Consider the following 23,501-nt stretch of genomic DNA (forward strand, 5'->3'; position numbering starts at 1 on the left):
TCCGCACACAGCGAACTGAAAGGATTTCATGTCACCGATGCGCATAGCGATCGCGGGGGCATCCGGCCGCATGGGCCGCATGCTGATCGAAGCCACCACGCGTGACGAGGGGGCGACGCTGGTCGCCGCCCTCGATCGTCCGGACTCGCCGGCGATCGGCGAGGACGCCTGCGCCTTCCTCGGCATCCGGAGCGGCGTGCTGATCCGCGGCGATGTCGAGGCAGCGCTCGCTGGCGCCGATTTCCTGATCGACTTCACCCGTCCGGAAGCGACTCTTGCGCATCTCGATGTGTGCAAGCGCCTGGGCGTCAAGATGATTATCGGTACCACCGGCTTCAGCGACGCACAGCGTGCGCAGCTGATCGAGGCGTCGAAGGAACTGGCCATCGTATTCGCGCCGAACATGGCGGTCGGCGTCAATGCCGTGTTCAAGCTGCTCGACGTCGCGGCGCGCATCCTGAACAGCGGCTACGACATCGAGGTGATCGAGGCGCACCACCGGATGAAGGTCGATGCGCCATCCGGCACCGCGCTTCGCATGGGCGAGGTGGTGGCCGATGCGCTGGGTCGTTCGCTGGCGGACTGCGCGATCTATGGTCGCGAAGGGCATACCGGCGAGCGCGATGCGAACACCATAGGATTCGCCACCGTGCGCGGCGGCGACATCGTCGGCGATCATACGGTGCTGTTCGCCGGCATCGGCGAGCGGGTCGAGATCACGCACAAGGCGGCCAGCCGCATGCCCTACGCGCTGGGCAGCCTGCGCGCTGCGCGCTGGCTGGTCGAGCGCAGCAGCGGTCTGTACGACATGCAGGACGTGCTCGGACTGCGCTGAATCGCAACGGCTGCAGTAGCGCTTCAGTGCTGCGGGTGTGTGTCGTTAATTCTGCAGGATCCGGTTCAGGTCATTCATGCATCCAGCGCTGAATACATTGCTGCAACAGCTCGGTCTGTCGTCGCTTGACGACAAGACTGTCGGCGCCTGGCTGTCGGCTCAGTCCGAACCTTCGGCGCTGGCCGGAGCGCTGCGCGAGATCGATCGCCTGCTCGAATCGGCAGGCGGAACGGACGCATCGCGCCACGCCTGGCAATGGATACCGTCCAGCGCACACTTCGTCGTGTCGGCCGAATGCCGGCAGTCGCTGGGCTACAGCCAGGCCGAATTGCCGGACCTGCTGGCGGTCTGGCGCGACATCCTGCACGAAGATGATCTCGGCAGCTTCGATGCCTGGCTGGAGGACCGCCTGGCCGGGGCGTCGGGTCAGCCGGCCATCGATGTGCGGATGCGACGCGTCGATGGCGGCATGGTGTGGATGCGCGTCGAAGCAACCGCCACCGAGCGCGACGAGCGTGGCCGCGTGGGCAGCGTGTCCGGACTGATCGGCCAGCTCGATGCGCGCCGTCAGGCCGAGGTCGAACTGCTGCGTGCCAAGGAGAAGGCGGAGGCGGCCAGCCGCGCCAAGAGCGATTTCCTGGCCAATATGAGCCACGAAATCCGCACGCCGATGAACGGCATCATGGGCATGTCGGCGCTGATGCTCGACACCACGCTGGACAGCGAACAGCGCGAATACGTCAATGCAATCAAGACCTCGGCCGATGCGCTGCTGGTCATCATCAACGACATTCTCGATTTTTCGAAGATCGAGGCCGGCAAGCTGGCGATCGAGGAAGTCGAGTGCTCGCCCGGCGAACTGGTCGGCGAGGCCGCCCGCGGGCTGGCCATCGGTGCCCAGCAGAAGGGTCTGGAGCTGTACTGCCGCATCGCCCCGGATCTGCCGGTTCGCGTGCTCGGTGACCCCGGCCGGCTGCGCCAGATACTGGTCAATCTGATCGGCAACGCGGTCAAGTTCACCCAGCGCGGCGAGATCGAGGTCGGTTGCGAGGCGGTCGGCATCCCGGCAGCGGCCGGTGCCGAAGCCGAACTGCACCTGTGGGTGCGCGATACCGGCATCGGCATCGACGCGACCAAGCAGGCGCTGGTTTTCGAAGCCTTCGCCCAGGCCGATACCTCGACCACGCGCCGCTTCGGCGGCACCGGCCTCGGCCTGGCCATCTGCAATCGCCTGGCCACGCTGATGGGTGGCCGGCTGTGGCTGGAGAGCGCGCCTGGGCAGGGGTCGACCTTCCATTTCACGATGCGCTGCCGGGTGGTCGAGCAGGCCGGGCTGTCGCCGAACTTCCACCGTTTCACCGGTCTGCGCGTGCTGCTGATCGAGGATCATCCGCCTAGCCGCGGCGTGGTCGCCGCGATGCTGGGCGACATGGGTGCGTCCGCGCTGGCCGTCGGCAGCGTGCAGGCGGCGAGGCAGGCGCTTAAGCAGGCACACGAGAGCGGCCGGCCCTTCGACATCCTTCTGGTCGATCGCACGCTGCCCGACGCCGATGCCTTCGATTTCGTGTCCGGTTTCTGCGAAGGCCCGAACCGGCTGAATCGGGTGGTGATGATGTTCAGTGGTGCCAATCAGGCCGCCGACAACGCGCACGCCCGCACGCTGGGCGTGCGCGGCCGTCTGCACAAGCCGTTCTCGGCTCACGAACTGGCGTCTGCGCTGGGCGAGGCGCTGAGCAGTCGCCCGGACGAGGTGCACGAGCTGGACGATTTCGCGCTGGCCATCGGCGACCTGGACATCGAGCGCTCGCTGGCGCACGAGGGCCTGGGCGAAAGTCCGAGCCGGCGCGTGCTGCTGGCCGAGGACAATCCGGTCAACCAGCTGGTGGCCGTGCGCACGCTGGAGCGTGCCGGCTACAAGGTAACCGTTGCCAACAACGGGCAGGAAGCGCTGGATCTGCTCGAACGCGAGAACTTCGACGTCGTGCTGATGGACGTGCAGATGCCGGTCATGGGCGGCATCGAAGCCACGCGTGCGATCCGTGCGCGCGAGCAGCGCCGCTCCTGGGTCATCGACACCGACCACGTCGAGCACCTGCCCATCATCGCGATGACCGCCAATGCGATGAAGGGCGACCGCGAACTGTGCCTGGACGAGGGCATGGACGACTATGTGAGCAAGCCGGTCAAGGCCGACGATCTGCTGGCGGCGCTCGAACGGGTGCTGGCGCGACCGGACGACGGCTTGTCGCAGACCGCGATCACCGACGTGAATGGTCTGATGCGCGAACGCCCGGATGCGGCCGATCCGGTGATGGATCTCGAACATACGCTGGCAACGCTGGAAGGCGACCGTGCCATGGTGTTGCGCGTGATCGACGTGTTCCTCGGCGAACTGCCGGAATTGCGTCGCGGTCTTGGCGTCTGCGTGCAGGCGCAGGACGGCGACGGGGCGGCGCGCATCTGCCATCGACTGCGCGGCTCGCTGTCGGTTTTCGGCGCTGCCGGTGCCGAGGTGAGCGTGACGCGCCTCGAAGATGCCGCACGCGGCGGCGATCTTTCCGATCTGGCGACGCTGCACAAGGACGCTGACCAGCAACTGTCCCGTCTGGGCGACGCTCTTTTCAGTGGCCGAGCGAGCGAGGCTGAGATGGCCTGACCCGGCTGCAGCGCGCCTCAGCGCACCAAAATTGCGCGCCGCACCACCCCGAGGTATAATTCGCACACTCAGCGGGAGACGCCTCGAACGGCGCCTCCCGCTTCGCATATGTGGCGCACGCGCGCGCCGCCGTCCCCCGATCAGAAATTCAGGAGTTACTACGTGTCCGCCCATGCGCCCGCGCTGCTCGCACTCGCCGATGGATCGGTCTTTCACGGCAAAAGCATAGGGGCGGAAACGGTCACGACCGGCGAAGTGGTGTTCAACACGGCACTCACCGGCTATCAGGAAATCCTGACCGATCCGAGCTATACCCGCCAGATCGTCACGCTGACCTATCCGCACATCGGCAATACCGGCGTCAATGTCGAGGACGTCGAAGCCGGCCGCGTGTTCGCTGCCGGCCTCGTCATCCGTGACCTGCCGCTGCGCTCGTCCAACTTCCGCAGTCACCAGACGCTGGATGCCTACCTGCGCGAGCAGGGCATTCCCGGCATCGCCAATATAGATACCCGCAAGCTCACCCGCCTGCTGCGCGAAAAGGGTGCGCAGAGCGCCTGTCTGATGGCCGGCAAGGTCGACGCCGCCGAAGCGGTGGCCAAGGCGCGCGAATTCGCCGGCCTCGCAGGCATGGACCTGGCCAAGGTGGTCAGCGCGACCGCGCCCTACGAATGGACCGAGGGCGAGTGGCAACTCGGCCAGGGCTTCGTCAAGCCGGACGCCACGCCTTTCCACGTCGTCGCCTACGATTTCGGCGTCAAGCGCAACATCCTGCGCATGCTGGCCAGCCGCGGCTGCCGTCTGACCGTGGTGCCGGCGCAGACGCCGGCCGAGAAGGTGCTGGCGATGAATCCGGACGGCGTGTTCCTGTCCAACGGCCCGGGCGACCCGGAGCCCTGCGACTACGCGATCGCCGCGATCCGCACCTTCCTCGACCGCAGAATTCCGACCTTCGGCATCTGTCTCGGTCACCAGCTGATGGGCCTGGCTGCGGGCGCGAAGACGCTGAAGATGAAGTTCGGCCACCACGGCGCCAACCACCCGGTCAAGGACAACGATTCCGGCCGTGTGCTGATCACCAGCCAGAACCACGGCTTCGCGGTCGATCCGGCCACGCTGCCGGCCAATGTGCGGGTCACCCACGTGTCGCTGTTCGACGGCAGCCTGCAGGGCATGGCCTGGACCGACCGCCCGGCCTTCTGCTTCCAGGGCCACCCGGAAGCCAGCCCGGGCCCGCACGACGTGGCCTACCTGTTCGATCGATTCGTGAAGATGATGGAGGAGGGGCTAGGGAAGAGGGGCTAGAGGCTAGAGAGCATGCGGCGGCGAAGCCGCCGTGATGTGTCCCCTAGTCCCTGATCCCTAGTCCCTGACCCCTCAAAGACAAATGCCCAAACGTACAGACATCCAATCCATCCTGATCATCGGCGCCGGTCCCATCGTGATCGGCCAGGCCTGCGAGTTCGATTACTCCGGCGCCCAGGCCTGCAAGGCGCTGCGTGAAGAGGGTTACCGCGTCGTGCTGGTGAATTCCAACCCGGCCACGATCATGACCGACCCCGGCATGGCCGACGTGACCTACATCGAGCCGATCACCTGGCAGATGGTCGAGAAGATCATCGAGAAGGAACGCCCGGACGCGCTGCTGCCCACCATGGGCGGCCAGACCGCGCTGAACTGCGCGCTCGACCTGGCCCGCCACGGCGTGCTCGACAAGTACAAGGTCGAACTGATCGGCGCCAAGCAGGAAGCGATCGACAAGGCCGAGGACCGCGAGAAGTTCAAGCAGGCGATGACCAAGATCGGCCTCGGTTCGGCCCGCTCCGGCATCGCCCACTCGATGGAAGAGGCGCTGCAGGTCCAGGCCAGCATCGGCTTCCCGGCCATCATTCGCCCGTCCTTCACGATGGGCGGCAGCGGCGGCGGCATCGCGTACAACCACGAGGAATTCGTCGAGATCTGCAAGCGCGGTCTCGAAGCGTCGCCGACCAACGAGCTGCTGATCGAGGAATCGCTGCTGGGCTGGAAGGAATACGAGATGGAAGTCGTGCGCGACAGCGCCGACAACTGCATCATCGTCTGTTCGATCGAGAACCTCGACCCGATGGGCGTGCACACCGGTGACTCGATCACCGTGGCACCGGCGCAGACGCTGACCGACCGCGAATACCAGATCATGCGCAACGCCTCGATCGCGGTGCTGCGCGAGATCGGCGTCGATACCGGCGGCTCCAACGTGCAGTTCTCGATCAACCCGGCCGACGGCCGCATGATCGTGATCGAAATGAATCCGCGCGTGTCGCGTTCGTCGGCGCTGGCGTCCAAGGCGACCGGCTTCCCGATCGCCAAGATCGCCGCCAAGCTGGCCGTGGGTTTCACGCTGGACGAGCTGAAGAACGACATCACCGGCGGCGCCACGCCGGCGTCCTTCGAGCCGTCGATCGACTACGTGGTCACCAAGATTCCGCGTTTCGCCTTCGAGAAGTTCCCGCAGGCCAACGACCGCCTGACGACGCAGATGAAGTCGGTGGGCGAGGTGATGGCCATGGGCCGCAGCTTCCAGGAGTCGATGCAGAAGGCGCTGCGCGGCCTCGAAGTCGGCGTCTATGGCTTCGACGAGATCGAGACCGACCAGGACGAGATGGAACGCGAACTGGCGCTGCCGGGTCCGCAGCGCATCTGGTACGTCGGCCAGGCCTTCCGCAACGGCATGAGCCTGGACGAGGTGCATCAGCTGACCAAGATCGACCCGTGGTTCCTGGCGCAGATCGAGGACATCATCCTGACCGAGCGCGCCTTCTTCGGTCGCAGCCTGAAGAGCGTGGACGCCGCGACGATGCGCGATCTGAAGCGCAAGGGCTTTGCCGACCGTCGCCTGGCGCGTCTGTTCCAGTGCGACGAAACCGCGCTGCGTCTGCACCGCCAGACCCTCGGCGTGCGTCCGGTGTTCAAGCGGGTCGATACCTGCGCCGCCGAGTTCGCCACCGACACCGCCTACATGTACTCCAGCTATGAAGACGAGTGCGAAGCCAATCCGACCTCGGCACGCAAGATCATGGTGCTGGGCGGCGGTCCGAACCGCATCGGCCAGGGCATCGAATTTGACTACTGCTGCGTGCACGCGGCCCTCGCACTGCGCGAGGACGGGTTCGAAACCATCATGGTCAACTGCAACCCGGAAACCGTGTCGACCGACTACGACACCTCGGACCGCCTCTACTTCGAACCGCTGACGCTGGAAGACGTGCTCGAAATCGTCGCCATCGAAAAGCCGGTCGGGGTCATCGTGCAGTTCGGCGGCCAGACGCCGCTGAAGCTGGCGCGCGACCTGGAGGCCAACGGCGTGCCCATCATCGGCACCACGCCGGACATGATCGACGCTGCGGAGGACCGCGAGCGCTTCCAGAAGCTGCTGAACGACCTCGGCCTGAAGCAGCCGCCCAACCGCACCGCGCGTGCGGAAGACCAGGCGGTGCGCCTGGCGGCCGAAATCGGCTACCCGCTGGTGGTGCGCCCGAGCTACGTGCTGGGCGGCCGCGCGATGGAAATCGTCCATCAGCAGTCGGACCTCGAGCGCTACATGCGCGAGGCGGTCAAGGTGAGCAACGACTCGCCGGTGCTGCTGGACCGCTTCCTGAACGACGCCACCGAAGTGGACGTCGATGCCTTCTCCGATGGCCAGCAGGTGATCATCGGCGGCATCATGGAACACATCGAACAGGCCGGCGTGCACTCGGGCGACTCCGCCTGCTCGCTGCCGCCGTTCTCGCTGACGCCGGAACTGTGCGACGAACTGCGCCGCCAGACCGAACTGATGGCGCGCGGCCTGAACGTGGTCGGCCTGATGAACGTGCAGTTCGCGATCCAGCGCGACGCGTCCGGCGACACCGTGTATGTGCTCGAAGTGAACCCGCGTGCTTCGCGCACCGTGCCCTTCGTGTCCAAGGCCTGCGGCCTGCCGCTGGCCAAGATCGCTGCACGCTGCATGGCCGGCCGCTCGCTGGCCGACCAGGGCGTGACGCACGAAGTCGTGCCGCCTTACTTCTCGGTCAAGGAAGCGGTGTTCCCGTTCGTGAAATTCCCCGGTGTGGACACCATCCTCGGTCCGGAAATGAAGTCCACCGGCGAAGTGATGGGTGTCGGTCGCACCTTCGGCGAAGCTTTCGTGAAGAGTCAGCTCGCCGCCGGCGTGCGGCTGCCGACCGGCGGTCGCGCCTTCATCTCGGTCAAACCGGCCGACAAGGCCAAGGCGATCGAGGTCGCGCGCGAGCTGCACGAACTGGGCTTTACGCTGGTCGCTACCCGCGGCACCGCGGCAGCCATCGCCGCCGCCGGTTTGCCGGTCACCCCGGTAAACAAGGTGAATGAGGGCCGTCCGCATATCGTGGACATGATCAAGAACGATGAAATCACCTTCATCGTCAATACGGTGGATGAAAAGCGCAGCGCCATCAACGATTCGCGCTCGATCCGCACCAGCGCGCTCGCCAGTCGCGTCACGCTGTTCACCACCGTCGAAGGCGCGCGTGCCGCGTGTGCAGGCATGCGCATTTCCGAACTCGAAACCTATGCGCTGCAGGCCCTGCACGCGCAGATCAACTGAACGATATGAGCGTACCTCTTACCGTCAACGGTGCCGAAAAGCTCAAGGCCGAGCTGCACCGACTGAAAACCGTGGATCGTCCCAACGTCATCGCCGCGATCGCCGAAGCGCGTTCGCACGGCGATCTGTCCGAAAACGCCGAGTACGATGCGGCGAAGGAGCGTCAGGGTTTCATCGAAGGCCGGATTGCCGAAGTCGAAGGCAAGCTTTCGAACGCCCAGATCATCGATCCGAAGGCGCTCGACGCCGACGGCCGCATCGTGTTCGGTGCAACCGTCGATCTGGAAGACGTGGAAGCCGGCAAGCCGGTGACCTACCAGATCGTCGGGGACGACGAGGCAGATCTGAAGGCGGGCATGATTTCGGTGAATTCGCCGATCGCGCGTGCGCTGATCGGCAAGTACGCCGGCGACGTGGCCGAAGTGCAGGCCCCGGGCGGCATCCGCGAGTACGAAATCGTGGACGTGCGCTACGTCTGAGCGCAGCGCCGAGGCTCAGCGGGTCGGGCGGGCGCGCGGCCTGAGCGGCTTCGTGCTGTTGCGGGCGATGCCGCGGCGATTGGCCACCGGCTTGGCCGGCGCACTGCGCGTCGGTACCGGCTTGCCGGGCTTGGCGGCCGACGTCTTGGCAGCGCTCTTGCGCACCGGCTTCACCGGTTCGGCCGGCACGTGCAGTTCGGGGTTGGGGCGGTACAGCACCAGGATGTTGCCGATGCGCTGCACCGGCGCGGCACCCAGCGTTTCGCAGGTTTCCGCCAGCCAGGCGTCGCGCTGTTCACGGTCTGCGTCGAACACGCGCACCTTGATCAGCTCGTGCGACTTGAGCGCCAGTTCGATTTCCTTCAGTACCGCAGCGGTCAAGCCGTTCTGCGCGATCATCACGACCGGCTTCAGCGGGTGGGCTTGCGCGCGCAGCGCGCGGCGTTCATCGGGAGTCAGGGTCAACATGGCGTTCTTCCAGAAAGGCGCGCAAGTCTAAGCTAAGTCATGGCCAAGAACAAAACCAGCCGCCAGTGGGTACACGACCACATCAACGACCCTTATGTAAAGCAGGCGCAGGCGCAGGGCTTTCGCTCGCGTGCCGCGTTCAAGCTGATGCAGATCGACGACAAGGACCGTCTGCTCGGGCCGGGCAAGGTGGTGGTGGACCTCGGCAGCACGCCCGGCGGCTGGTCGCAGGTGGCGTCGAAGAAGGTCGGTGCGGCCGGCAGGGTGGTGGCGATAGACCTGTTGCCGATGGAGCCGGTGCACGGCGTGCATTTCATCCTCGGCGATTTCCGTGAGGACGAGCCGCTGGCCGAACTGGTGGAATCGCTGGAGGGCCGTCGGGTGGACCTTGTTTTGTCCGATATGGCCCCCAACCTCTCCGGAATCGCGGTCACCGATCAGGCGAGATCCATTCATCTGCTCGAACTGGCACTCGAATTCGCACGCGAACACCTCAAGAGCGGCGGTGACATGCTCGTAAAAGTGTTCCAGGGCTCGGGTTTCGACGAGCTCAGACGCGAAATGGAACAACTTTTCACGTCGGTGGCCGTGCGCAAGCCCGACAGTTCCCGCGACCGCAGTGCAGAGGTGTATCTTCTGTGTCGTGGCAGGCGTGGACAGCCTGCTGCGTGACATACAGGCGCGGGCGCGGAACATACGCGGCCGTTTCCGGTCTGTCGGTGGTCGCTTCGTGATGTTGCATTGATCGGACCGGTCAATCCGGTTCCGGGAATACAGAGGAAATGCCTTGAACAACATGTTCAAAAATCTTGCGATCTGGCTTGTGATCGGCATCGTGCTGATGACGGTGTTCAACCAGTTCAATCAGCGCCAGGCCACGCAAGGCATGGTCGAGTATTCGGAATTCCTCGAAGAGGTGAAGGCCGGCCGGATCACCAAGGTCGAAATCCAGGGCCGTTCGCTGAACGCCCAAACCGCCGACGGCAAGCGCATCACCTCCTACGCACCGCCGCAGGACATCTGGCTGATCAGCGACCTGCTGAAGAGCAATGTCAAGGTGGTCGCCAAGCCGGAAGAGGAACAGAGCTTCCTGATGAGCATCTTCGTGTCGTGGTTCCCGATGCTGCTGCTGATCGGCGTCTGGATCTTCTTCATGCGCCAGATGCAGGGTGGCGGCCGTGGTGGCGCCTTCTCCTTTGGCAAGTCCAAGGCACGCATGCTCGACGAGTCTACCAATACCGTCACGTTCGCCGACGTCGCCGGTTGCGACGAAGCGAAGGAAGAGGTGGCTGAGCTGGTCGAGTTCCTGCGCGATCCGTCCAAGTTCCAGAAGCTCGGTGGCCGCATTCCGAAGGGCGTGCTGATGGTCGGCTCGCCGGGTACTGGCAAGACGCTGCTGGCCAAGGCCATCGCCGGCGAAGCCAAGGTGCCGTTCTTCTCGATTTCGGGTTCCGATTTCGTCGAAATGTTCGTCGGCGTCGGCGCGGCCCGCGTGCGCGACATGTTCGAACAGGCCAAGAAGCAGGCACCCTGCATCATCTTCATCGACGAAATCGACGCGGTCGGCCGCCAGCGCGGTGCCGGCCTCGGCGGTGGCAACGACGAACGCGAACAGACGCTGAACCAGCTGCTGGTCGAAATGGACGGCTTCGAAGGCCAGACCGGCATCATCGTCATCGCCGCGACCAACCGTCCGGACGTGCTCGATCCGGCGCTGCTGCGTCCGGGCCGCTTCGACCGTCAGGTCGTGGTGCCGCTGCCGGATATCCGCGGTCGCGAGCAGATCCTCGCCGTGCACATGCGCAAGGTGCCGTTGGCGCCGGACGTCAAGGCTGAAATCATCGCGCGCGGCACGCCCGGTTTCTCTGGCGCCGACCTCGCCAATCTGGTGAACGAAGCGGCGCTGTTCGCTGCGCGCAGCAACAAGCGCGTGGTGGATATGGAGGACTTCGAGCGCGCCAAGGACAAGATCATCATGGGCGCCGAACGCCGCACCATGGTGATGGACGAGGAAGAGAAGAAGAACACCGCCTATCACGAGTCCGGCCACGCCATCGTCGGCATGCTGCTGCCCAAGTGCGACCCGGTGCACAAGGTCACCATCATCCCGCGCGGTCGCGCGCTGGGCGTGACCATGTCGCTGCCCGAGAAGGACCGCTACAGCTACGACAAGGACTACTGCCTGCAGCTCATTTCGATGATGCTGTCCGGCCGCATCGCCGAAGAGATCTTCATGAACCAGATGACCAACGGCGCCGCCAACGACTTCCAGCGCGCGACCGATCTGGCGCGCCGGATGGTGACCCAGTGGGGCATGTCCGATGCGATGGGCCCGATGGTGTATGGCGAGGAGGAGGGCGAGGTATTCCTCGGCCGCTCGGTCGCCACTCACCGCAACATGTCGGAAACGACGATGCAGCACGTCGATGCGGAAATCCGCAGCATCATCGACGAGCGCTACGCCGTTGCCCGCAAGCTGCTGGAAGACAACCGCGACAAGGTCGAGGCGATGACCCGGGCACTGCTCGACTTCGAAACCATCGATGCCGACCAGATCGACGACATCATGAACGATCGCCCGGTGCGTCCGCCCAAGCCCACCTCGCGTCCGCCCAAGGCGTCGTCCGATGGCGGCGCACCGGGTGCGGCAGCGAACGCCGCAGCGCCGGCCTGACACCGACTGCAATTCAACCCACGACCGGAGGCGCTGCCTCCGGTTTTCATTTGTGACGACCATGAACACGAACTTGCACTGCGGCCCCTACCGTCTCTCGCTCGATCGCCCGCTCGTGATGGGCATCATCAACGCCACGCCCGACTCCTTCTCCGGTGACGGCATTGCCTTCGACGTCGCCCGGGCCGTCGCCCAGGCCGAGAAATTCATCGCTGACGGCGCCGACATGCTCGACATCGGTGGCGAATCGACGCGTCCCGGCTCCGATCCGGTGCCGGCGGAGGAGGAAATCCGCCGCGTCGTGCCGGTGATCGAGGCGCTGTCCGGCCTGGGTGTGCCGCTGTCCATCGATACCTGGAAGCCGGAAGTGATGCGTGCGGCACTGGCGGCCGGCGCCACGCTGGTCAATGACATCAACGGCCTGCGCGCACCCGGTGCGGTCGAGGCGGTGGCGGCCACCGATGCCGGCGTCTGCATCATGCACATGCAGGGCACGCCGCAGACCATGCAGAACGATCCCCGATATGCCGATGTGTGCGCGGAAGTGACTGATTTCCTTCTGCAACAGGCCCGCACCGCGGAAGATGCCGGCATCGCGCGCGAACGCATCATGCTCGACCCGGGGTTCGGCTTCGGAAAAACCTCCGAACACAACCTGACCCTGCTCAAGGGACTGCGTGCGCTGGCCGATTATGGTTATCCATTGCTCGTCGGTCTGTCGCGCAAGTCGGTGCTGGGGCGGCTGACCGGGCGACCGGTGACCGATCGGGTGGCGGCCAGCGTGGCGGCCGCGCTGGCGTCGGTCGCGCGGGGTGCGCACATGGTGCGCGTGCACGACGTCGCAGCCACCCGCGACGCGATCGCGGTCTGGCAGGTGGCGGGCATTTTCGAACACGGAAGATAGAACAGGAGACGGTGCAGATGTCGAGACGCTATTTCGGTACGGACGGCGTACGCGGTCGGGTCGGTCAGGCCCCGATCACGCCGGATTTCGTGATGCGACTCGGCTACGCCGCCGGCCGCGCGCTGGTGGCCACCGAGCATCTGCCTGCAGGCGAGCACCCGGCGGTGCTGATCGGCAAGGACACCCGGGTGTCCGGCTACATGCTCGAAGCCGCGCTGGAAGCCGGTTTTGCGGCGGCCGGTGTCGATACCGTGCTGGCCAAAGTGGTGCCGACGCCGGCCGTCGCCTACCTCACTCGCGCGTTGCGCCTGCAGGCGGGGGTGGTGATCAGCGCCTCGCACAACCCCTTCGAAGACAACGGAATCAAGTTCTTCTCCGCCCGCGGCACCAAGCTGCCGGATGAGGTCGAACTGCAGATCGAGGCGCTGCTCGACGAACCGATGGGCTGCATGGAGTCGTCCCGCCTCGGCAAGGCACGTCGCATCGAGGACGCGCCCGGCCGCTACATCGAGTTCTGCAAAAGCACTTTCCCGACAGAACTGGACCTGCGCGGCCTGAAGATCGCGCTCGACTGCGCGCACGGCGCCGCGTACAGCATTGCGCCCAAGGTGTTCCACGAACTGGGTGCCGAGGTGGTGACTGTCGGCTGCAGTCCAAACGGCATGAACATCAACGACGGCGTCGGCGCCACGGTACCGAAGTCGCTGTCCGAGGCGGTGCGCGCGACCGGCGCCGATATCGGCATCGCCCTCGACGGCGACGCCGACCGCCTGATGATGTGCGACGCCTCCGGCCGCATCTACGACGGCGACGAACTGCTCTACGTCATCGCTGCCCAGCGCCTGCGCGAAGGGCGGCTGAACGGCGTGGTCGGCACCTTGATGACCAATCTGGCGCTCGAGCACGCGCTGAACGAAATGGGGGTCGGTCTGGCGCGCGCCAAGGTGGGCGACCGCTACGTGCTGGAAACGTTGCACCAGCAGGGCTGGCGCCTCGGCGGCGAGAACTCGGGCCACATCATCGATCTCGACCGCCACACCACAGGTGACGGCATCGTCGCGGCGCTGCAGGTGCTGGCCGCGCTGCGTGCGCAGGACATCAGCCTGGAGCAGGCCTGTTCCGGTCTCAAGCTCTACCCGCAGAAGCTGGTGAACGTGAAACTGCGCCCCGGTTTCGACTGGAAGCAGGCGCCCATCATCGACCAGACCCGGATCGAGGTCGAAAGCGAACTGGCGCAGCGTGGCCGCGTGCTGCTGCGTCCGTCGGGCACCGAGCCGCTGCTGCGCGTGATGGTCGAAGGTCAGGACGCCGCCGAAGTCGGCCGGCTGGCCCAGCGTCTGGCGCAGGTGGTCGAGTCGGCAATGGCCGCCTGACCGGCAGACTTCTCCCCCGAATGCCGCCACCGCGTCCGCGGGGCGGCATTTTTCTTTGCTGCACCGCTTTTGTGCGTGATGCCGTCCGCGTGTAGATTTCGGCCCTCAACCCGAGGGAGGACATGAACATGCGTTTCGACACGCTCGCCATTCACGCCGGCTATTCGCCCGATCCGACCACCAAGGCGGTGGCGGTGCCGATCTACCAGACCACCAGTTACGCCTTCGACGACACCCAGCACGGGGCCGACCTGTTCGACCTCAAGGTCAAGGGCAACATCTACACCCGCATCATGAACCCGACCAGCGATGTGCTGGAACAGCGCGTCGCCGCGCTGGAGGGCGGCATTGCGGCGCTGGCGCTGGCGTCCGGCCAGGCGGCGATCACCTACGCGATCATGACCATTGCCGAGGCGGGCGACAACATCGTCGCCACGTCGGCGCTGTACGGGGGCACCTACAACCTGTTCGCGCACACGCTGCCGCAGTACGGCATCGAGGTGCGCTTTGTCGATGCGGCCGATCCGGCCGCCGCTGCAGCGAAGATCGATGCGCGCACGAAGGCGGTGTTCTGCGAATCGATCGGCAACCCGCTCGGCAACGTGGTCGATTTCGCCGCGTTCGCTAAGGTGGCGCACGAGGGCGGCGTGCCGCTGATCGTCGATAACACGGTGCCGTCGCCCTATCTGACGCGGCCGATCGAGCACGGCGCCGACATCGTCGTGCATTCGCTGACCAAGTACATGGGTGGTCACGGCACCAGCATCGGCGGCATCATCGTCGATGGCGGCCACTTCCCGTGGGCCGAACACAAGACCCGCTTCCGCCGGCTGAACGAGCCGGAAGTGAGCTACCACGGCGTGATCTACACCGAAGCGCTCGGACCGGCCGCCTACATCGGCCGTGCGCGGACGGTACCGCTGCGCAATATGGGCGCCGCGATCTCGCCGTTCAACAGCTTCCTGATCATGCAGGGGCTGGAGACGCTGGCGCTGCGCATGGACCGGCACTGCGAAAACGCGACGGCGGTCGCCCGCCATCTGACGTCACACCCGAAGGTCGAATGGGTCAATTACGCCGGCCTGCCGGACCACCCCAGCCACGGCCTGGTGCAGCGCTATTTCGGCGGCAAGGCCTCCGGCCTGCTCACCTTTGGCGTCAAGGGTGGGCGCGAAGCCGGGGCACGTTTCCAGGATGCGCTGAAGCTGATCACCCGGCTGGTCAATATCGGTGACGCCAAATCGCTGGCCTGCCATCCGGCCTCGACCACCCATCGCCAGCTCTCGCCCGACGAGTTGAGGCGGGCGGGCGTGTCGGAAGACATGGTCAGACTGTCGATCGGCATCGAGCACATCGACGACATCATCGACGATCTGGATCAGGCTCTGCAGGCCGTTTGACGACGGTCATGGGGTGGCTGGATGAATTGTTTCACCTTCACATGGGTGTAACAAAGCATTCATAAACTGCGCTTCGTCGCATCGCAACACGACGCAACCTTACGGAGAGTCCTGATGAACGTACGCAAGATCGCCACCCTGACCGCCGCTGTCGGCGCCCTGTTTGCTTCCGCATCCGCCCTGGCAGCCCCGACGCTGGTCAAGATCGACGGTTCGAGCACTGTTTTCCCGATCACTGAAGCGGTCGCGGAAGAATTCCAGAAGGCGAAGAAGGGCACCGTCCAGGTGACCGTGGGCATTTCCGGCACCGGCGGCGGTTTCAAGAAGTTCTGCCGCGGTGAGATCGACGTGTCGAACGCCTCGCGTCCCATCCTCGACAAGGAAATGGCTGACTGCAAGGCTGCAGGCATCAAGTACATCGAGCTGCCGGTCGCCTTCGATGCGCTGACGCTGGTGATGAACCCGAAGAACAGCTTCCTGAAGCAGATTACCGCCGCCGAGCTGAAGACCATGTGGGAACCGGCTGCTCAGGGCAAGATCCTGAAGTGGAACCAGGTCAATGCTGCCTGGCCCGACACCGGCCTGAAGCTGTTCGGCCCGGGCGCCGATTCCGGCACCTTCGACTACTTCACCGAAGCCATCGTCGGCAAGTCCAAGTCCAGCCGTGGTGACTTCACCGCGTCGGAAGACGACAACGTGCTGGTGCAGGGCGTGTCGCGCGACGCCGGCGCACTCGGCTACTTCGGCTTTGCCTACTACGTCGAGAACAAGGACAAGCTGAAGGCCGTGCCGGTGGTCAATCCGAAGACCGGCAAGGCGGTCGAGCCGTCGCTGGAAGCGGTGATTTCGGGTGACTACCAGCCGCTGTCGCGCCCGATCTTCATCTACGTGAATGCCGCTTCGGTCGACAAGCCGGAAGTGAAGGAATTCGTCGAGTTCTACCTGAAGAACGCCGCCGCGCTGACCAAGGAAGTGAAGTACGTGCCGCTGACCGACGCGGACTACAAGCACGCGCTGGAGAACTTCACGAAGAAGAAGACCGGTACGGCCTTCGGTGGTCATTCGGAAGTGGGCGTCAAGGTGTCCGACCTGCTCAAGCGCGATCCGAAGGAATAAGGATTCCGCTGCAAGGGCCCCGGGTTCGTCCCGGGGCTTTTTGTCATCTTCCGCACGGCGGCGGATGGCGACCCGTAAAATGAGCGCCCCTACATGACCGCCCACGCCCAGACCATGTCAGCTCCTCCGTCGACTGCGCCCGATGCGGTCAGCGATCGCCTGCGCAAGCGCGCGTCCCGCCACGTGAAGGAAAGGGTGATCGAATTCATCCTGTTCACTGCGGCGTCGATCTCCGTCCTGACGACGATAGCCATCGTCTACATCCTGGTCAGCGAATCGCTGACGCTGTTCGAGCACGTGTCGCTGTGGGACTTCCTGACCGACACGCAATGGACCCCGCTGTTCGATGACGCGCACTACGGCATCATGGTGCTGCTGTCGGGCACGCTCACCAGTTCCTTCGTCGCGCTGGCGGTCGCGCTGCCGCTGGGCACCATCATCGCGATCTATCTGTCCGAATTCGCCTCGTTCAAGACGCGTGAGATCGCCAAGCCCATCCTCGAGCTGCTGGGTGGCGTGCCGACCATCATCTACGGCTATTTCGCGCTGATGGTGGTGACGCCGGCGCTGCAGTACCTGTTCCCTGAACTGCCCGGTTTCAGCCTGCTGTCGGCCGGTCTGGTGATGGGCATCATGATCATCCCCTACGTCAGTTCGCTGTCCGAGGACGCGATGCGCGCGGTGCCGATGAGCCTGCGCGAGGGCTCCTACGCGATGGGTGCGACGCGCCTGCAGACGGCGCTGCGCACCGTGGTGCCGGCAGCGACCTCGGGCATCGCCTCGGCCTACATCCTGGGCATTTCGCGCGCGGTCGGCGAGACGATGATTCTCGCGGTGGCCGCCGGCATGCAGCCCAACCTGACCTTCAATCCGGCCGAGCCGGGCGCAACCATCACCTCCTACATCGTGCAGGTGGCCCTCGGTGACCTGCCGCACGGCTCCATCGGTTACCAGACCATCTTCGCCGCCGGTCTGACGCTGATGCTGATGACCCTGGGCTTCAACCTGCTCGGCTATTACCTGCGCAAGCGCTTCCGCGAGGTCTATTGATCCATGAACCAACAGGACATCCAGGCCATCCGGGCCATCATCGCGCGCCACAAGCGCTGGGACATGCTGTTCGGCCTGCTCGGGCTGCTCGCGCTGATGGTCGGCGTGCTTACGCTGACCGTGCTGTTCGCTGACATGGCGATCAAGGGGGCGGCGCGCATCGACTATGACTTCCTGACCAATTTCCCGTCGCGTCGCGCCGGCAGCGCCGGCATCCTGTCGGCCTGGGTCGGCACCATTCTGGTCATGCTGGTGACCGCCTTCTCGGCGGTGCCGCTGGGCGTGGCGGCCGGTATCTATCTGGAAGAGTACGCGCCGAAGAACTGGGTCACCGACATCATCGAAATCAACGTGACCAACCTCGCGGGCGTGCCGTCCATCGTGTATGGCCTGCTGGCGCTGGGGCTGTTCGTGTACAAGTTCGGCTTCGGTCAGTCCATCCTGTCGGCCGGCCTGACGCTCGGCCTGCTCATCCTGCCGGTGGTCATCGTGGCGACGCGCGAATCGATCCGCGCCATTCCGCAGATGGTGCGTGAAGGTGCCTACGCCTGCGGCGCGACGACCTGGCAGACGGTGCGCGATCACATCGTGCCGTACTCGAGTGCCGGCATCCTGACCGGCGTCATCATCGGTATGGCGCGCGCGATCGGCGAAACGGCGCCCATCATCACCATCGGCGCGCTGACCTTCATCGCCTTCCTGCCGCCGGCGCCGGTTACGGACGTGTTCCCCTTCATCAATTTCGAATGGCTGACCGCGCCTTTCACCGTGATGCCGATCCAGATGTTCAACTGGACCTCGCGTCCGGAAGCGGCCTTCCAGGTCAATGCCGCGGCGGCCGGTTTCATCCTGGTCTTCATGACGCTGGCGATGAATGGCGTCGCGATCTGGCTGCGCTACCGCCTGCGCCGCAACATCAAGTGGTAAGCCGATCGTCCGTACCGCATACAACCTTCAAGAGAATCCGACCATGACCACTGCGACCGATGTGCGCTCCGCTGCCAAGGCCGAAGTCAAGAACCTGAATTTCCACTACGGTGCCTTCCATGCGCTGAAGGGCATCAACATGCCGGTGCACGAGAAGAAGGTGACTGCGCTGATCGGCCCGTCCGGCTGCGGCAAGTCGACGCTGCTGCGCTGTTTCAACCGCATGCACGACCTGTATCCGGGCAACCGTTACGACGGCAAGATCCTGCTGCACCCGGACAACACCAATCTGCTCGACGACGAGGTCGATCCGATCGAGGTGCGCATGCGCATCAGCATGGTGTTCCAGAAGCCCAACCCCTTTCCCAAGTCGATCTACGAGAACGTGGCCTACGGCCTGCGCGTGCGCGGCGAGAAGCGTCGCTCGGTGATCGATGAGCGGGTGGAGCAGGCGCTGCGCGGCGCGGCGCTGTGGGACGAGGTGAAGAACCGCCTGAACGAGCTGGGCGCCAATCTGTCCGGCGGCCAGCAGCAGCGCCTGTGCATCGCGCGCGCGCTGGCGACCGATCCGGAAATCATCCTGTTCGACGAGCCGACTTCGGCGCTCGACCCGATCGCCACTGCGAGCATCGAAGAGCTGGTAACCGAGCTGAAGGACAAGGTGACCATCCTGATCGTCACCCACAACATGCAGCAGGCGGCGCGGGTGTCCGACTACACCGCCTACATGTACATGGGCGAGCTGGTCGAGTTCGGCCTGACCGATCAGATCTTCATCAAGCCGCAGAAGAAGGAAACCGAGGACTACATCACCGGCCGCTTCGGCTGATCCTAGGCAAGGAGCGCAACGCGGCCCGCGATTCAATATCAACAGACCCTAGCCTCGCCATCTGCCGAGCCCCGGATTTTTGCGCTGCGATGCGCTAGAATCCGGGGTTTTGCTTTTGGCGCGCGAGCGTTTTGGCGATGCGAAAACTGGTCGTAGGCAACTGGAAGATGCATGGCGGGCTGGACGCCAATGCGGCGCTGCTCGGTGCGCTGCGCGAGGCGGGCGAGCAGGGATGTCCGTCGGCGGTGTGCGTGCCCTTCCCCTATCTGCAGCAGGCGAAGTCGCTGCTCGAAGGCTCGGCCATTGCGTGGGGCGCACAGGATCTGAGCGAGCACGCGGTCGGTGCCTATACCGGCGAAGTGTCCGGTGCGATGCTGAACGACTTCGGATGTCGTTACGTCATCGTCGGTCACTCTGAACGGCGCGCGCTGTTCGGCGACACTGACCAGCGTGTCGCCGCCAAGGTCGACGCCGCGCTCGCGGTCAAGCTGCAGCCCATTCTGTGTGTCGGCGAAACGCTGGACGAACGCGAGGGCGGGGTGACCGAAGCCGTGGTCGAGCGTCAGCTCAAGGCGGTGTTCGAGCGCGGTGGTGCAGCGGCACTGGCTGCCTGCGTGATCGCCTACGAACCGGTGTGGGCCATCGGCACCGGCAAGACGGCGACGCCGGCGCAGGCGCAGGCGGTGCATGCCTTCATCCGCGGGCGACTGGCTGCATGGTGTGGTGCCGACGTCGCCGCGCGCACGACGATTCTTTACGGCGGCAGTGTTAAGCCGCAGAACGCCGCCGAGCTTTTCGGTCAGGCGGATATCGATGGTGGACTTATTGGCGGTGCGTCGCTGGTGGCCGGGGATTTCCTCGCCATCGTGGCCGCTGCAGCATCCTGAGGTGATTTGATGGGTATCGTTTTTTCGCTTGTGCTGTCGGTCCACGTGCTGGTCGGCATCGGTGTCATCGTTCTCGTGCTGCTGCAGCATGGCAAGGGCGCGGACATGGGTGCCGCCTTCGGCAGCGGTGCGTCGGGCAGCCTTTTCGGTTCGTCCGGTTCGGCGAACTTCCTCAGCCGCACGACCGCTGCGCTGGCTGCCGTGTTCTTCTGCACCAGCCTTGCACTGAGCTATATGGCGACCAATCAGCCGAAATCGGGTTCCAGTTCGGTCATCGATGCGGCCAAGACTGTCACCGTTCCCGCTACACCTGATGCACCGCAACAACCGGCTGCAACGCCCGCCCAGCCTGATTCCAAGGCGGCGGATATTCCCAAGTAAGTCCGCATTCATCGTGAAACGCGCTATACTCCGCGCGTTTCACGCTGCAGTGCAACGTGGTGCGCAGCCGATCGGTGGTGCGCCGTGAGCCGGCCCCGGATTACTCCCCGTGCCGCCGGAAATGATTTCACGCATGAATAACCCGTCATGTTGATCGAATACTTTCCGATCCTTCTGTTCATTCTCATCGGCATCGGTTTCGGTTTCGTGCCGATGATCGCCGGCAAGCTGGTCGGCCCCAGCCGCCCGGACCCCGACAAGCTCTCCCCCTACGAGTGCGGCTTCGAAGCGTTCGAAGACACGCGCATGAAGTTTGACGTGCGCTACTACCTCGTGGCCATCCTGTTCATCCTGTTCGACCTGGAAATCGCCTTCCTCTTCCCGTGGGCCATCGTGCTCGAAGAGATCGGCATGTTCGGTTTTGTCGCGATGATGATTTTCCTCGGCATTCTGGTCGTGGGTTTCATCTACGAATGGAAGAAGGGCGCGCTGGACTGGGAGTAATCCTGCCAGGCGGTCGGGCGTCTGCCCAATTAAGTTATTACGACGGATTGATCGATGAGCATTGAAGGCGTTCTTCAGGAAGGCTTCGTCACGACTCAGCTCGACAAGCTGATCAACTGGACCCGCACCGGCTCTTTGTGGCCGATGACCTTCGGTCTGGCTTGCTGTGCTGTCGAGATGATGCAGGCGGGTGCTTCGCGTTACGACCTCGACCGCTTCGGCATCGTGTTTCGCCCCAGCCCCCGGCAATCCGATCTGATGATCGTGGCCGGCACGCTGTGCAACAAGATGGCGCCGGCGCTGCGTCGCGTCTATGACCAGATGCCCGAGCCGCGCTGGGTGCTGTCGATGGGCTCCTGTGCCAATGGCGGCGGTTACTACCATTACTCCTACTCGGTGGTGCGCGGCTGCGACCGCATCGTGCCGGTCGACGTCTATGTGCCGGGCTGTCCGCCGACGGCCGAGGCGCTGATCTACGGCCTGATGCAGCTGCAGAACAAGATCCGCCGTACCAGCACCATCGCGCGCTGAACGTCATGAGCACACGCATTGAATCCCTGCGCGACGCGCTGACGGCGCAGTTCGGCGACAAGATCCGCACTGCCTCCGTCGAACTGGGCGAGCTGACCATCGAGGTCGGCGCCGACGATTACCACGACATCGCGCTCGCACTGCGCGATCACGCCGACACGCCGTTCGAGCAGTTGATCGACCTGTGCGGCCTCGATCTGTCGACGCACGCGACCCGTTCTTCGGGCGCGCGTTACGCGGTCGTGGTGCATCTGATGTCGATTGCCGCCAACCTGCGCCTGCGACTGCGCGCCTTCGTGTCGGACGAGGACTTTCCGGTCATCGCCTCGGTGAACGACGTGTGGCCGGCGGCCAACTGGTTCGAGCGTGAAGCCTTCGACCTGTTCGGCATCATGTTCGCCGGACACGGCGACCTGCGTCGCCTGCTGACCGATTACGGTTTCGTCGGTCACCCCTTCCGCAAGGACTTCCCGATTTCGGGTCACGTCGAAATGCGCTATGACCCGGAAACCAAGCGGGTCATCTACCAGCCGGTCACCATCGCACCGCGCGAAGTCACGCCGCGCGTCGTGCGCGAAGAAAACTACGGGGACGTCGGCCATGGCTGAGATCCGCAACTACACGATGAACTTCGGGCCGCAGCATCCGGCGGCCCACGGCGTGCTGCGCCTGGTGCTCGAACTGGACGGCGAAGTCGTCCAGCGCGCCGACCCGCACATCGGTCTGCTGCATCGCGCGACCGAGAAGCTGGCCGAAACCCGCACCTGGGTGCAGAGCGTGCCCTACATGGACCGTCTCGACTACGTGTCGATGATGTGCAACGAGCACGCCTACTGCATGGCGATCGAGAAGCTGCTGCAGATCGACGTGCCGGAGCGCGCGCAGTACATCCGCGTCATGTTCGACGAGATCACCCGCATCCTGAACCACCTGCTGTGGCTCGGCGCGCACGCGCTCGACGTCGGCGCGATGACGGTGTTCCTGTACGCCTTCCGCGAGCGCGAAGATCTGATGGACGCCTACGAGGCGGTGTCGGGTGCGCGCATGCACGCGGCCTACTACCGTCCGGGCGGCGTCTATCGTGACCTGCCGGATTCGATGCCGCAGTACCAGGCGAACAAGTTCAAGAACGCCGACGCGATCAAGCGGCTGAACGAGAACCGCAGCGGTTCGATGCTCGACTTCCTCGAGGATTTCACCAATCGCTTCCCGCGCTATGTCGACGAGTACGAAACCCTGCTCACCGACAACCGCATCTGGAAGCAGCGACTGGTCGATATCGGCATCGTGACGCCTGAGCGCGCCAAGGCGCTGGGTTTCACCGGTCCGATGCTGCGCGGCTCGGGCATTGCCTGGGACCTGCGCAAGAAGCAGCCGTATGAAGTGTACGACCGCATGGATTTCGATATCCCGGTCGGCACCAACGGCGACAGCTACGACCGCTATCTGGTCCGCATCGAAGAGATGCGCCAGTCCAACCGCATCGTCCGTCAGTGCATCGACTGGCTGCGCAAGAACCCGGGTCCGGTCATCAGCCCCAACCACAAGGTTGCACCGCCGTCGCGCGAAGCGATGAAGGGCAATATGGAAGAGCTGATCCACCACTTCAAGCTGTTCACCGAAGGCATCCACGTGCCGGAAGGCGAGTGCTATGCCGCGGTGGAACACCCGAAGGGCGAGTTCGGCATCTACGCGATGTCGGACGGTGCCAACAAGCCCTACCGCCTGAAGATCCGCGCGCCCGGTTTCGCACACCTGGCGGCGATGGATGAAATGTCCCGCGGACACATGATTTCCGACGTCGTCGCCATCATCGGCACGATGGACATCGTGTTCGGCGAGATTGACCGTTGAGCGACCGCTCAGTGACCGCGAGTAACCGGT

Annotated in this window: 21 protein-coding genes; 20 read left to right on the forward strand and 1 reads right to left on the reverse strand. The window is 64.6% G+C overall.

Going from position 1 to position 23,501, the window contains the following annotated elements:
- The first annotated feature begins 37 nt into the window (after positions 1-37).
- From dapB to greA, 5 genes are all read left to right on the forward strand, one after another.
- A complete protein-coding gene (gene dapB, locus WDZ97_RS01680; protein ID WP_425761608.1) occupies positions 38-835 on the forward strand; it encodes a 4-hydroxy-tetrahydrodipicolinate reductase in 798 nt (265 codons plus the stop codon).
- Positions 836-911: 76 nt separating this feature from the next.
- Positions 912-3,491, forward strand: coding sequence for a response regulator (locus tag WDZ97_RS01685; RefSeq protein ID WP_425761609.1), 2,580 nt, complete (start codon positions 912-914; stop codon positions 3,489-3,491).
- A gap of 162 nt (positions 3,492-3,653) precedes the next feature.
- A complete protein-coding gene (carA, locus tag WDZ97_RS01690) occupies positions 3,654-4,796 on the forward strand; it encodes a glutamine-hydrolyzing carbamoyl-phosphate synthase small subunit (RefSeq protein ID WP_304002511.1) in 1,143 nt (380 codons plus the stop codon).
- 82 nt (positions 4,797-4,878) lie between these two features.
- The gene (gene carB / locus WDZ97_RS01695; protein ID WP_304002512.1) at positions 4,879-8,094 is read left to right on the forward strand and encodes a carbamoyl-phosphate synthase large subunit; all 3,216 of its coding nucleotides are present in this window, start codon (positions 4,879-4,881) and stop codon (positions 8,092-8,094) included.
- 5 nt (positions 8,095-8,099) lie between these two features.
- Positions 8,100-8,573: a transcription elongation factor GreA gene (greA, locus tag WDZ97_RS01700; protein ID WP_020165293.1), complete on the forward strand. Its 474-nt coding sequence runs from the start codon at positions 8,100-8,102 to the stop codon at positions 8,571-8,573.
- A gap of 15 nt (positions 8,574-8,588) precedes the next feature.
- Here the strand turns inward: greA and WDZ97_RS01705 are convergent, their stop codons facing one another.
- Positions 8,589-9,041, reverse strand: a complete 453-nt coding sequence (locus WDZ97_RS01705; RefSeq protein WP_304012468.1) for a YhbY family RNA-binding protein — start codon at positions 9,039-9,041, stop codon at positions 8,589-8,591.
- A 39-nt stretch (positions 9,042-9,080) separates the two neighbouring features.
- Between WDZ97_RS01705 and WDZ97_RS01710 the strand changes: the two genes are divergently transcribed.
- The 15 genes from WDZ97_RS01710 (at position 9,081) to WDZ97_RS01780 (ending at position 23,471) form a co-directional block, all read left to right on the forward strand.
- A complete protein-coding gene (locus WDZ97_RS01710) occupies positions 9,081-9,713 on the forward strand; it encodes an RlmE family RNA methyltransferase (RefSeq protein WP_304002516.1) in 633 nt (210 codons plus the stop codon).
- Positions 9,714-9,828: 115 nt separating this feature from the next.
- Complete coding sequence (ftsH, locus tag WDZ97_RS01715; RefSeq protein ID WP_304002518.1) at positions 9,829-11,715, forward strand: ATP-dependent zinc metalloprotease FtsH; 1,887 nt, start codon at positions 9,829-9,831, stop codon at positions 11,713-11,715.
- A gap of 61 nt (positions 11,716-11,776) precedes the next feature.
- Positions 11,777-12,619, forward strand: a complete 843-nt coding sequence (folP, locus tag WDZ97_RS01720) for a dihydropteroate synthase (protein ID WP_425761610.1) — start codon at positions 11,777-11,779, stop codon at positions 12,617-12,619.
- A gap of 17 nt (positions 12,620-12,636) precedes the next feature.
- The gene (gene glmM / locus WDZ97_RS01725) at positions 12,637-13,992 is read left to right on the forward strand and encodes a phosphoglucosamine mutase (RefSeq protein ID WP_304012462.1); all 1,356 of its coding nucleotides are present in this window, start codon (positions 12,637-12,639) and stop codon (positions 13,990-13,992) included.
- 128 nt (positions 13,993-14,120) lie between these two features.
- Positions 14,121-15,392, forward strand: coding sequence for an O-acetylhomoserine aminocarboxypropyltransferase/cysteine synthase family protein (locus tag WDZ97_RS01730; protein WP_425761611.1), 1,272 nt, complete (start codon positions 14,121-14,123; stop codon positions 15,390-15,392).
- A 114-nt stretch (positions 15,393-15,506) separates the two neighbouring features.
- On the forward strand, positions 15,507-16,508 hold the full coding sequence (locus tag WDZ97_RS01735) for a PstS family phosphate ABC transporter substrate-binding protein (protein ID WP_020165287.1): 1,002 nt from the start codon (positions 15,507-15,509) through the stop codon (positions 16,506-16,508).
- A gap of 93 nt (positions 16,509-16,601) precedes the next feature.
- Complete coding sequence (gene pstC, locus WDZ97_RS01740) at positions 16,602-17,558, forward strand: phosphate ABC transporter permease subunit PstC (RefSeq protein WP_020165286.1); 957 nt, start codon at positions 16,602-16,604, stop codon at positions 17,556-17,558.
- 3 nt (positions 17,559-17,561) lie between these two features.
- On the forward strand, positions 17,562-18,485 hold the full coding sequence (pstA, locus tag WDZ97_RS01745) for a phosphate ABC transporter permease PstA (protein ID WP_304002526.1): 924 nt from the start codon (positions 17,562-17,564) through the stop codon (positions 18,483-18,485).
- A gap of 43 nt (positions 18,486-18,528) precedes the next feature.
- Positions 18,529-19,314 (forward strand): phosphate ABC transporter ATP-binding protein PstB, encoded by a 786-nt coding sequence (pstB, locus tag WDZ97_RS01750; protein WP_425761612.1) that lies wholly within the window; start codon positions 18,529-18,531, stop codon positions 19,312-19,314.
- 137 nt (positions 19,315-19,451) lie between these two features.
- Positions 19,452-20,201, forward strand: coding sequence for a triose-phosphate isomerase (tpiA, locus tag WDZ97_RS01755; RefSeq protein ID WP_425761613.1), 750 nt, complete (start codon positions 19,452-19,454; stop codon positions 20,199-20,201).
- A gap of 9 nt (positions 20,202-20,210) precedes the next feature.
- Positions 20,211-20,582 carry a preprotein translocase subunit SecG gene (gene secG / locus WDZ97_RS01760; protein WP_425761614.1) on the forward strand — a complete coding sequence of 124 codons (372 nt, stop codon included), beginning with the start codon at positions 20,211-20,213 and terminating at the stop codon, positions 20,580-20,582.
- 147 nt (positions 20,583-20,729) lie between these two features.
- The gene (locus WDZ97_RS01765; protein WP_304012448.1) at positions 20,730-21,086 is read left to right on the forward strand and encodes an NADH-quinone oxidoreductase subunit A; all 357 of its coding nucleotides are present in this window, start codon (positions 20,730-20,732) and stop codon (positions 21,084-21,086) included.
- Positions 21,087-21,140: 54 nt separating this feature from the next.
- Positions 21,141-21,617: a NuoB/complex I 20 kDa subunit family protein gene (locus WDZ97_RS01770; protein WP_008058281.1), complete on the forward strand. Its 477-nt coding sequence runs from the start codon at positions 21,141-21,143 to the stop codon at positions 21,615-21,617.
- A gap of 5 nt (positions 21,618-21,622) precedes the next feature.
- Positions 21,623-22,225, forward strand: a complete 603-nt coding sequence (locus WDZ97_RS01775; RefSeq protein ID WP_304002538.1) for an NADH-quinone oxidoreductase subunit C — start codon at positions 21,623-21,625, stop codon at positions 22,223-22,225.
- Positions 22,218-23,471: an NADH-quinone oxidoreductase subunit D gene (locus WDZ97_RS01780; RefSeq protein ID WP_304002540.1), complete on the forward strand. Its 1,254-nt coding sequence runs from the start codon at positions 22,218-22,220 to the stop codon at positions 23,469-23,471. Before WDZ97_RS01775 ends, WDZ97_RS01780 begins: the two co-directional genes overlap by 8 nt.
- Positions 23,472-23,501 lie beyond the last annotated feature (30 nt).

This window comes from Methyloversatilis sp. MC4-4 (genome assembly GCF_049843555.1).
GTDB classification, from domain to species: Bacteria; Pseudomonadota; Gammaproteobacteria; order Burkholderiales; family Rhodocyclaceae; genus Methyloversatilis; species Methyloversatilis discipulorum_B.

Bases quoted from the DNA above. Each gene is read 5' to 3' on its own strand.
- dapB (WP_425761608.1), top strand. From the start codon at position 38: ATGCGCATAGCGATCGCGGGGGCATCCGGCCGCATGGGCCGCATGCTG.
- WDZ97_RS01685 (WP_425761609.1), top strand. From the start codon at position 912: ATGCATCCAGCGCTGAATACATTGCTGCAACAGCTCGGTCTGTCGTCG.
- carB (WP_304002512.1), top strand. From the start codon at position 4,879: ATGCCCAAACGTACAGACATCCAATCCATCCTGATCATCGGCGCCGGT.
- greA (WP_020165293.1), top strand. From the start codon at position 8,100: ATGAGCGTACCTCTTACCGTCAACGGTGCCGAAAAGCTCAAGGCCGAG.
- WDZ97_RS01705 (WP_304012468.1), bottom strand. From the start codon at position 9,041: ATGTTGACCCTGACTCCCGATGAACGCCGCGCGCTGCGCGCGCAAGCC.
- WDZ97_RS01710 (WP_304002516.1), top strand. From the start codon at position 9,081: ATGGCCAAGAACAAAACCAGCCGCCAGTGGGTACACGACCACATCAAC.
- folP (WP_425761610.1), top strand. From the start codon at position 11,777: ATGAACACGAACTTGCACTGCGGCCCCTACCGTCTCTCGCTCGATCGC.
- glmM (WP_304012462.1), top strand. From the start codon at position 12,637: ATGTCGAGACGCTATTTCGGTACGGACGGCGTACGCGGTCGGGTCGGT.
- WDZ97_RS01730 (WP_425761611.1), top strand. From the start codon at position 14,121: ATGCGTTTCGACACGCTCGCCATTCACGCCGGCTATTCGCCCGATCCG.
- WDZ97_RS01735 (WP_020165287.1), top strand. From the start codon at position 15,507: ATGAACGTACGCAAGATCGCCACCCTGACCGCCGCTGTCGGCGCCCTG.
- pstC (WP_020165286.1), top strand. From the start codon at position 16,602: ATGACCGCCCACGCCCAGACCATGTCAGCTCCTCCGTCGACTGCGCCC.
- pstA (WP_304002526.1), top strand. From the start codon at position 17,562: ATGAACCAACAGGACATCCAGGCCATCCGGGCCATCATCGCGCGCCAC.
- pstB (WP_425761612.1), top strand. From the start codon at position 18,529: ATGACCACTGCGACCGATGTGCGCTCCGCTGCCAAGGCCGAAGTCAAG.
- tpiA (WP_425761613.1), top strand. From the start codon at position 19,452: ATGCGAAAACTGGTCGTAGGCAACTGGAAGATGCATGGCGGGCTGGAC.
- secG (WP_425761614.1), top strand. From the start codon at position 20,211: ATGGGTATCGTTTTTTCGCTTGTGCTGTCGGTCCACGTGCTGGTCGGC.
- WDZ97_RS01765 (WP_304012448.1), top strand. From the start codon at position 20,730: ATGTTGATCGAATACTTTCCGATCCTTCTGTTCATTCTCATCGGCATC.
- WDZ97_RS01770 (WP_008058281.1), top strand. From the start codon at position 21,141: ATGAGCATTGAAGGCGTTCTTCAGGAAGGCTTCGTCACGACTCAGCTC.
- WDZ97_RS01775 (WP_304002538.1), top strand. From the start codon at position 21,623: ATGAGCACACGCATTGAATCCCTGCGCGACGCGCTGACGGCGCAGTTC.
- WDZ97_RS01780 (WP_304002540.1), top strand. From the start codon at position 22,218: ATGGCTGAGATCCGCAACTACACGATGAACTTCGGGCCGCAGCATCCG.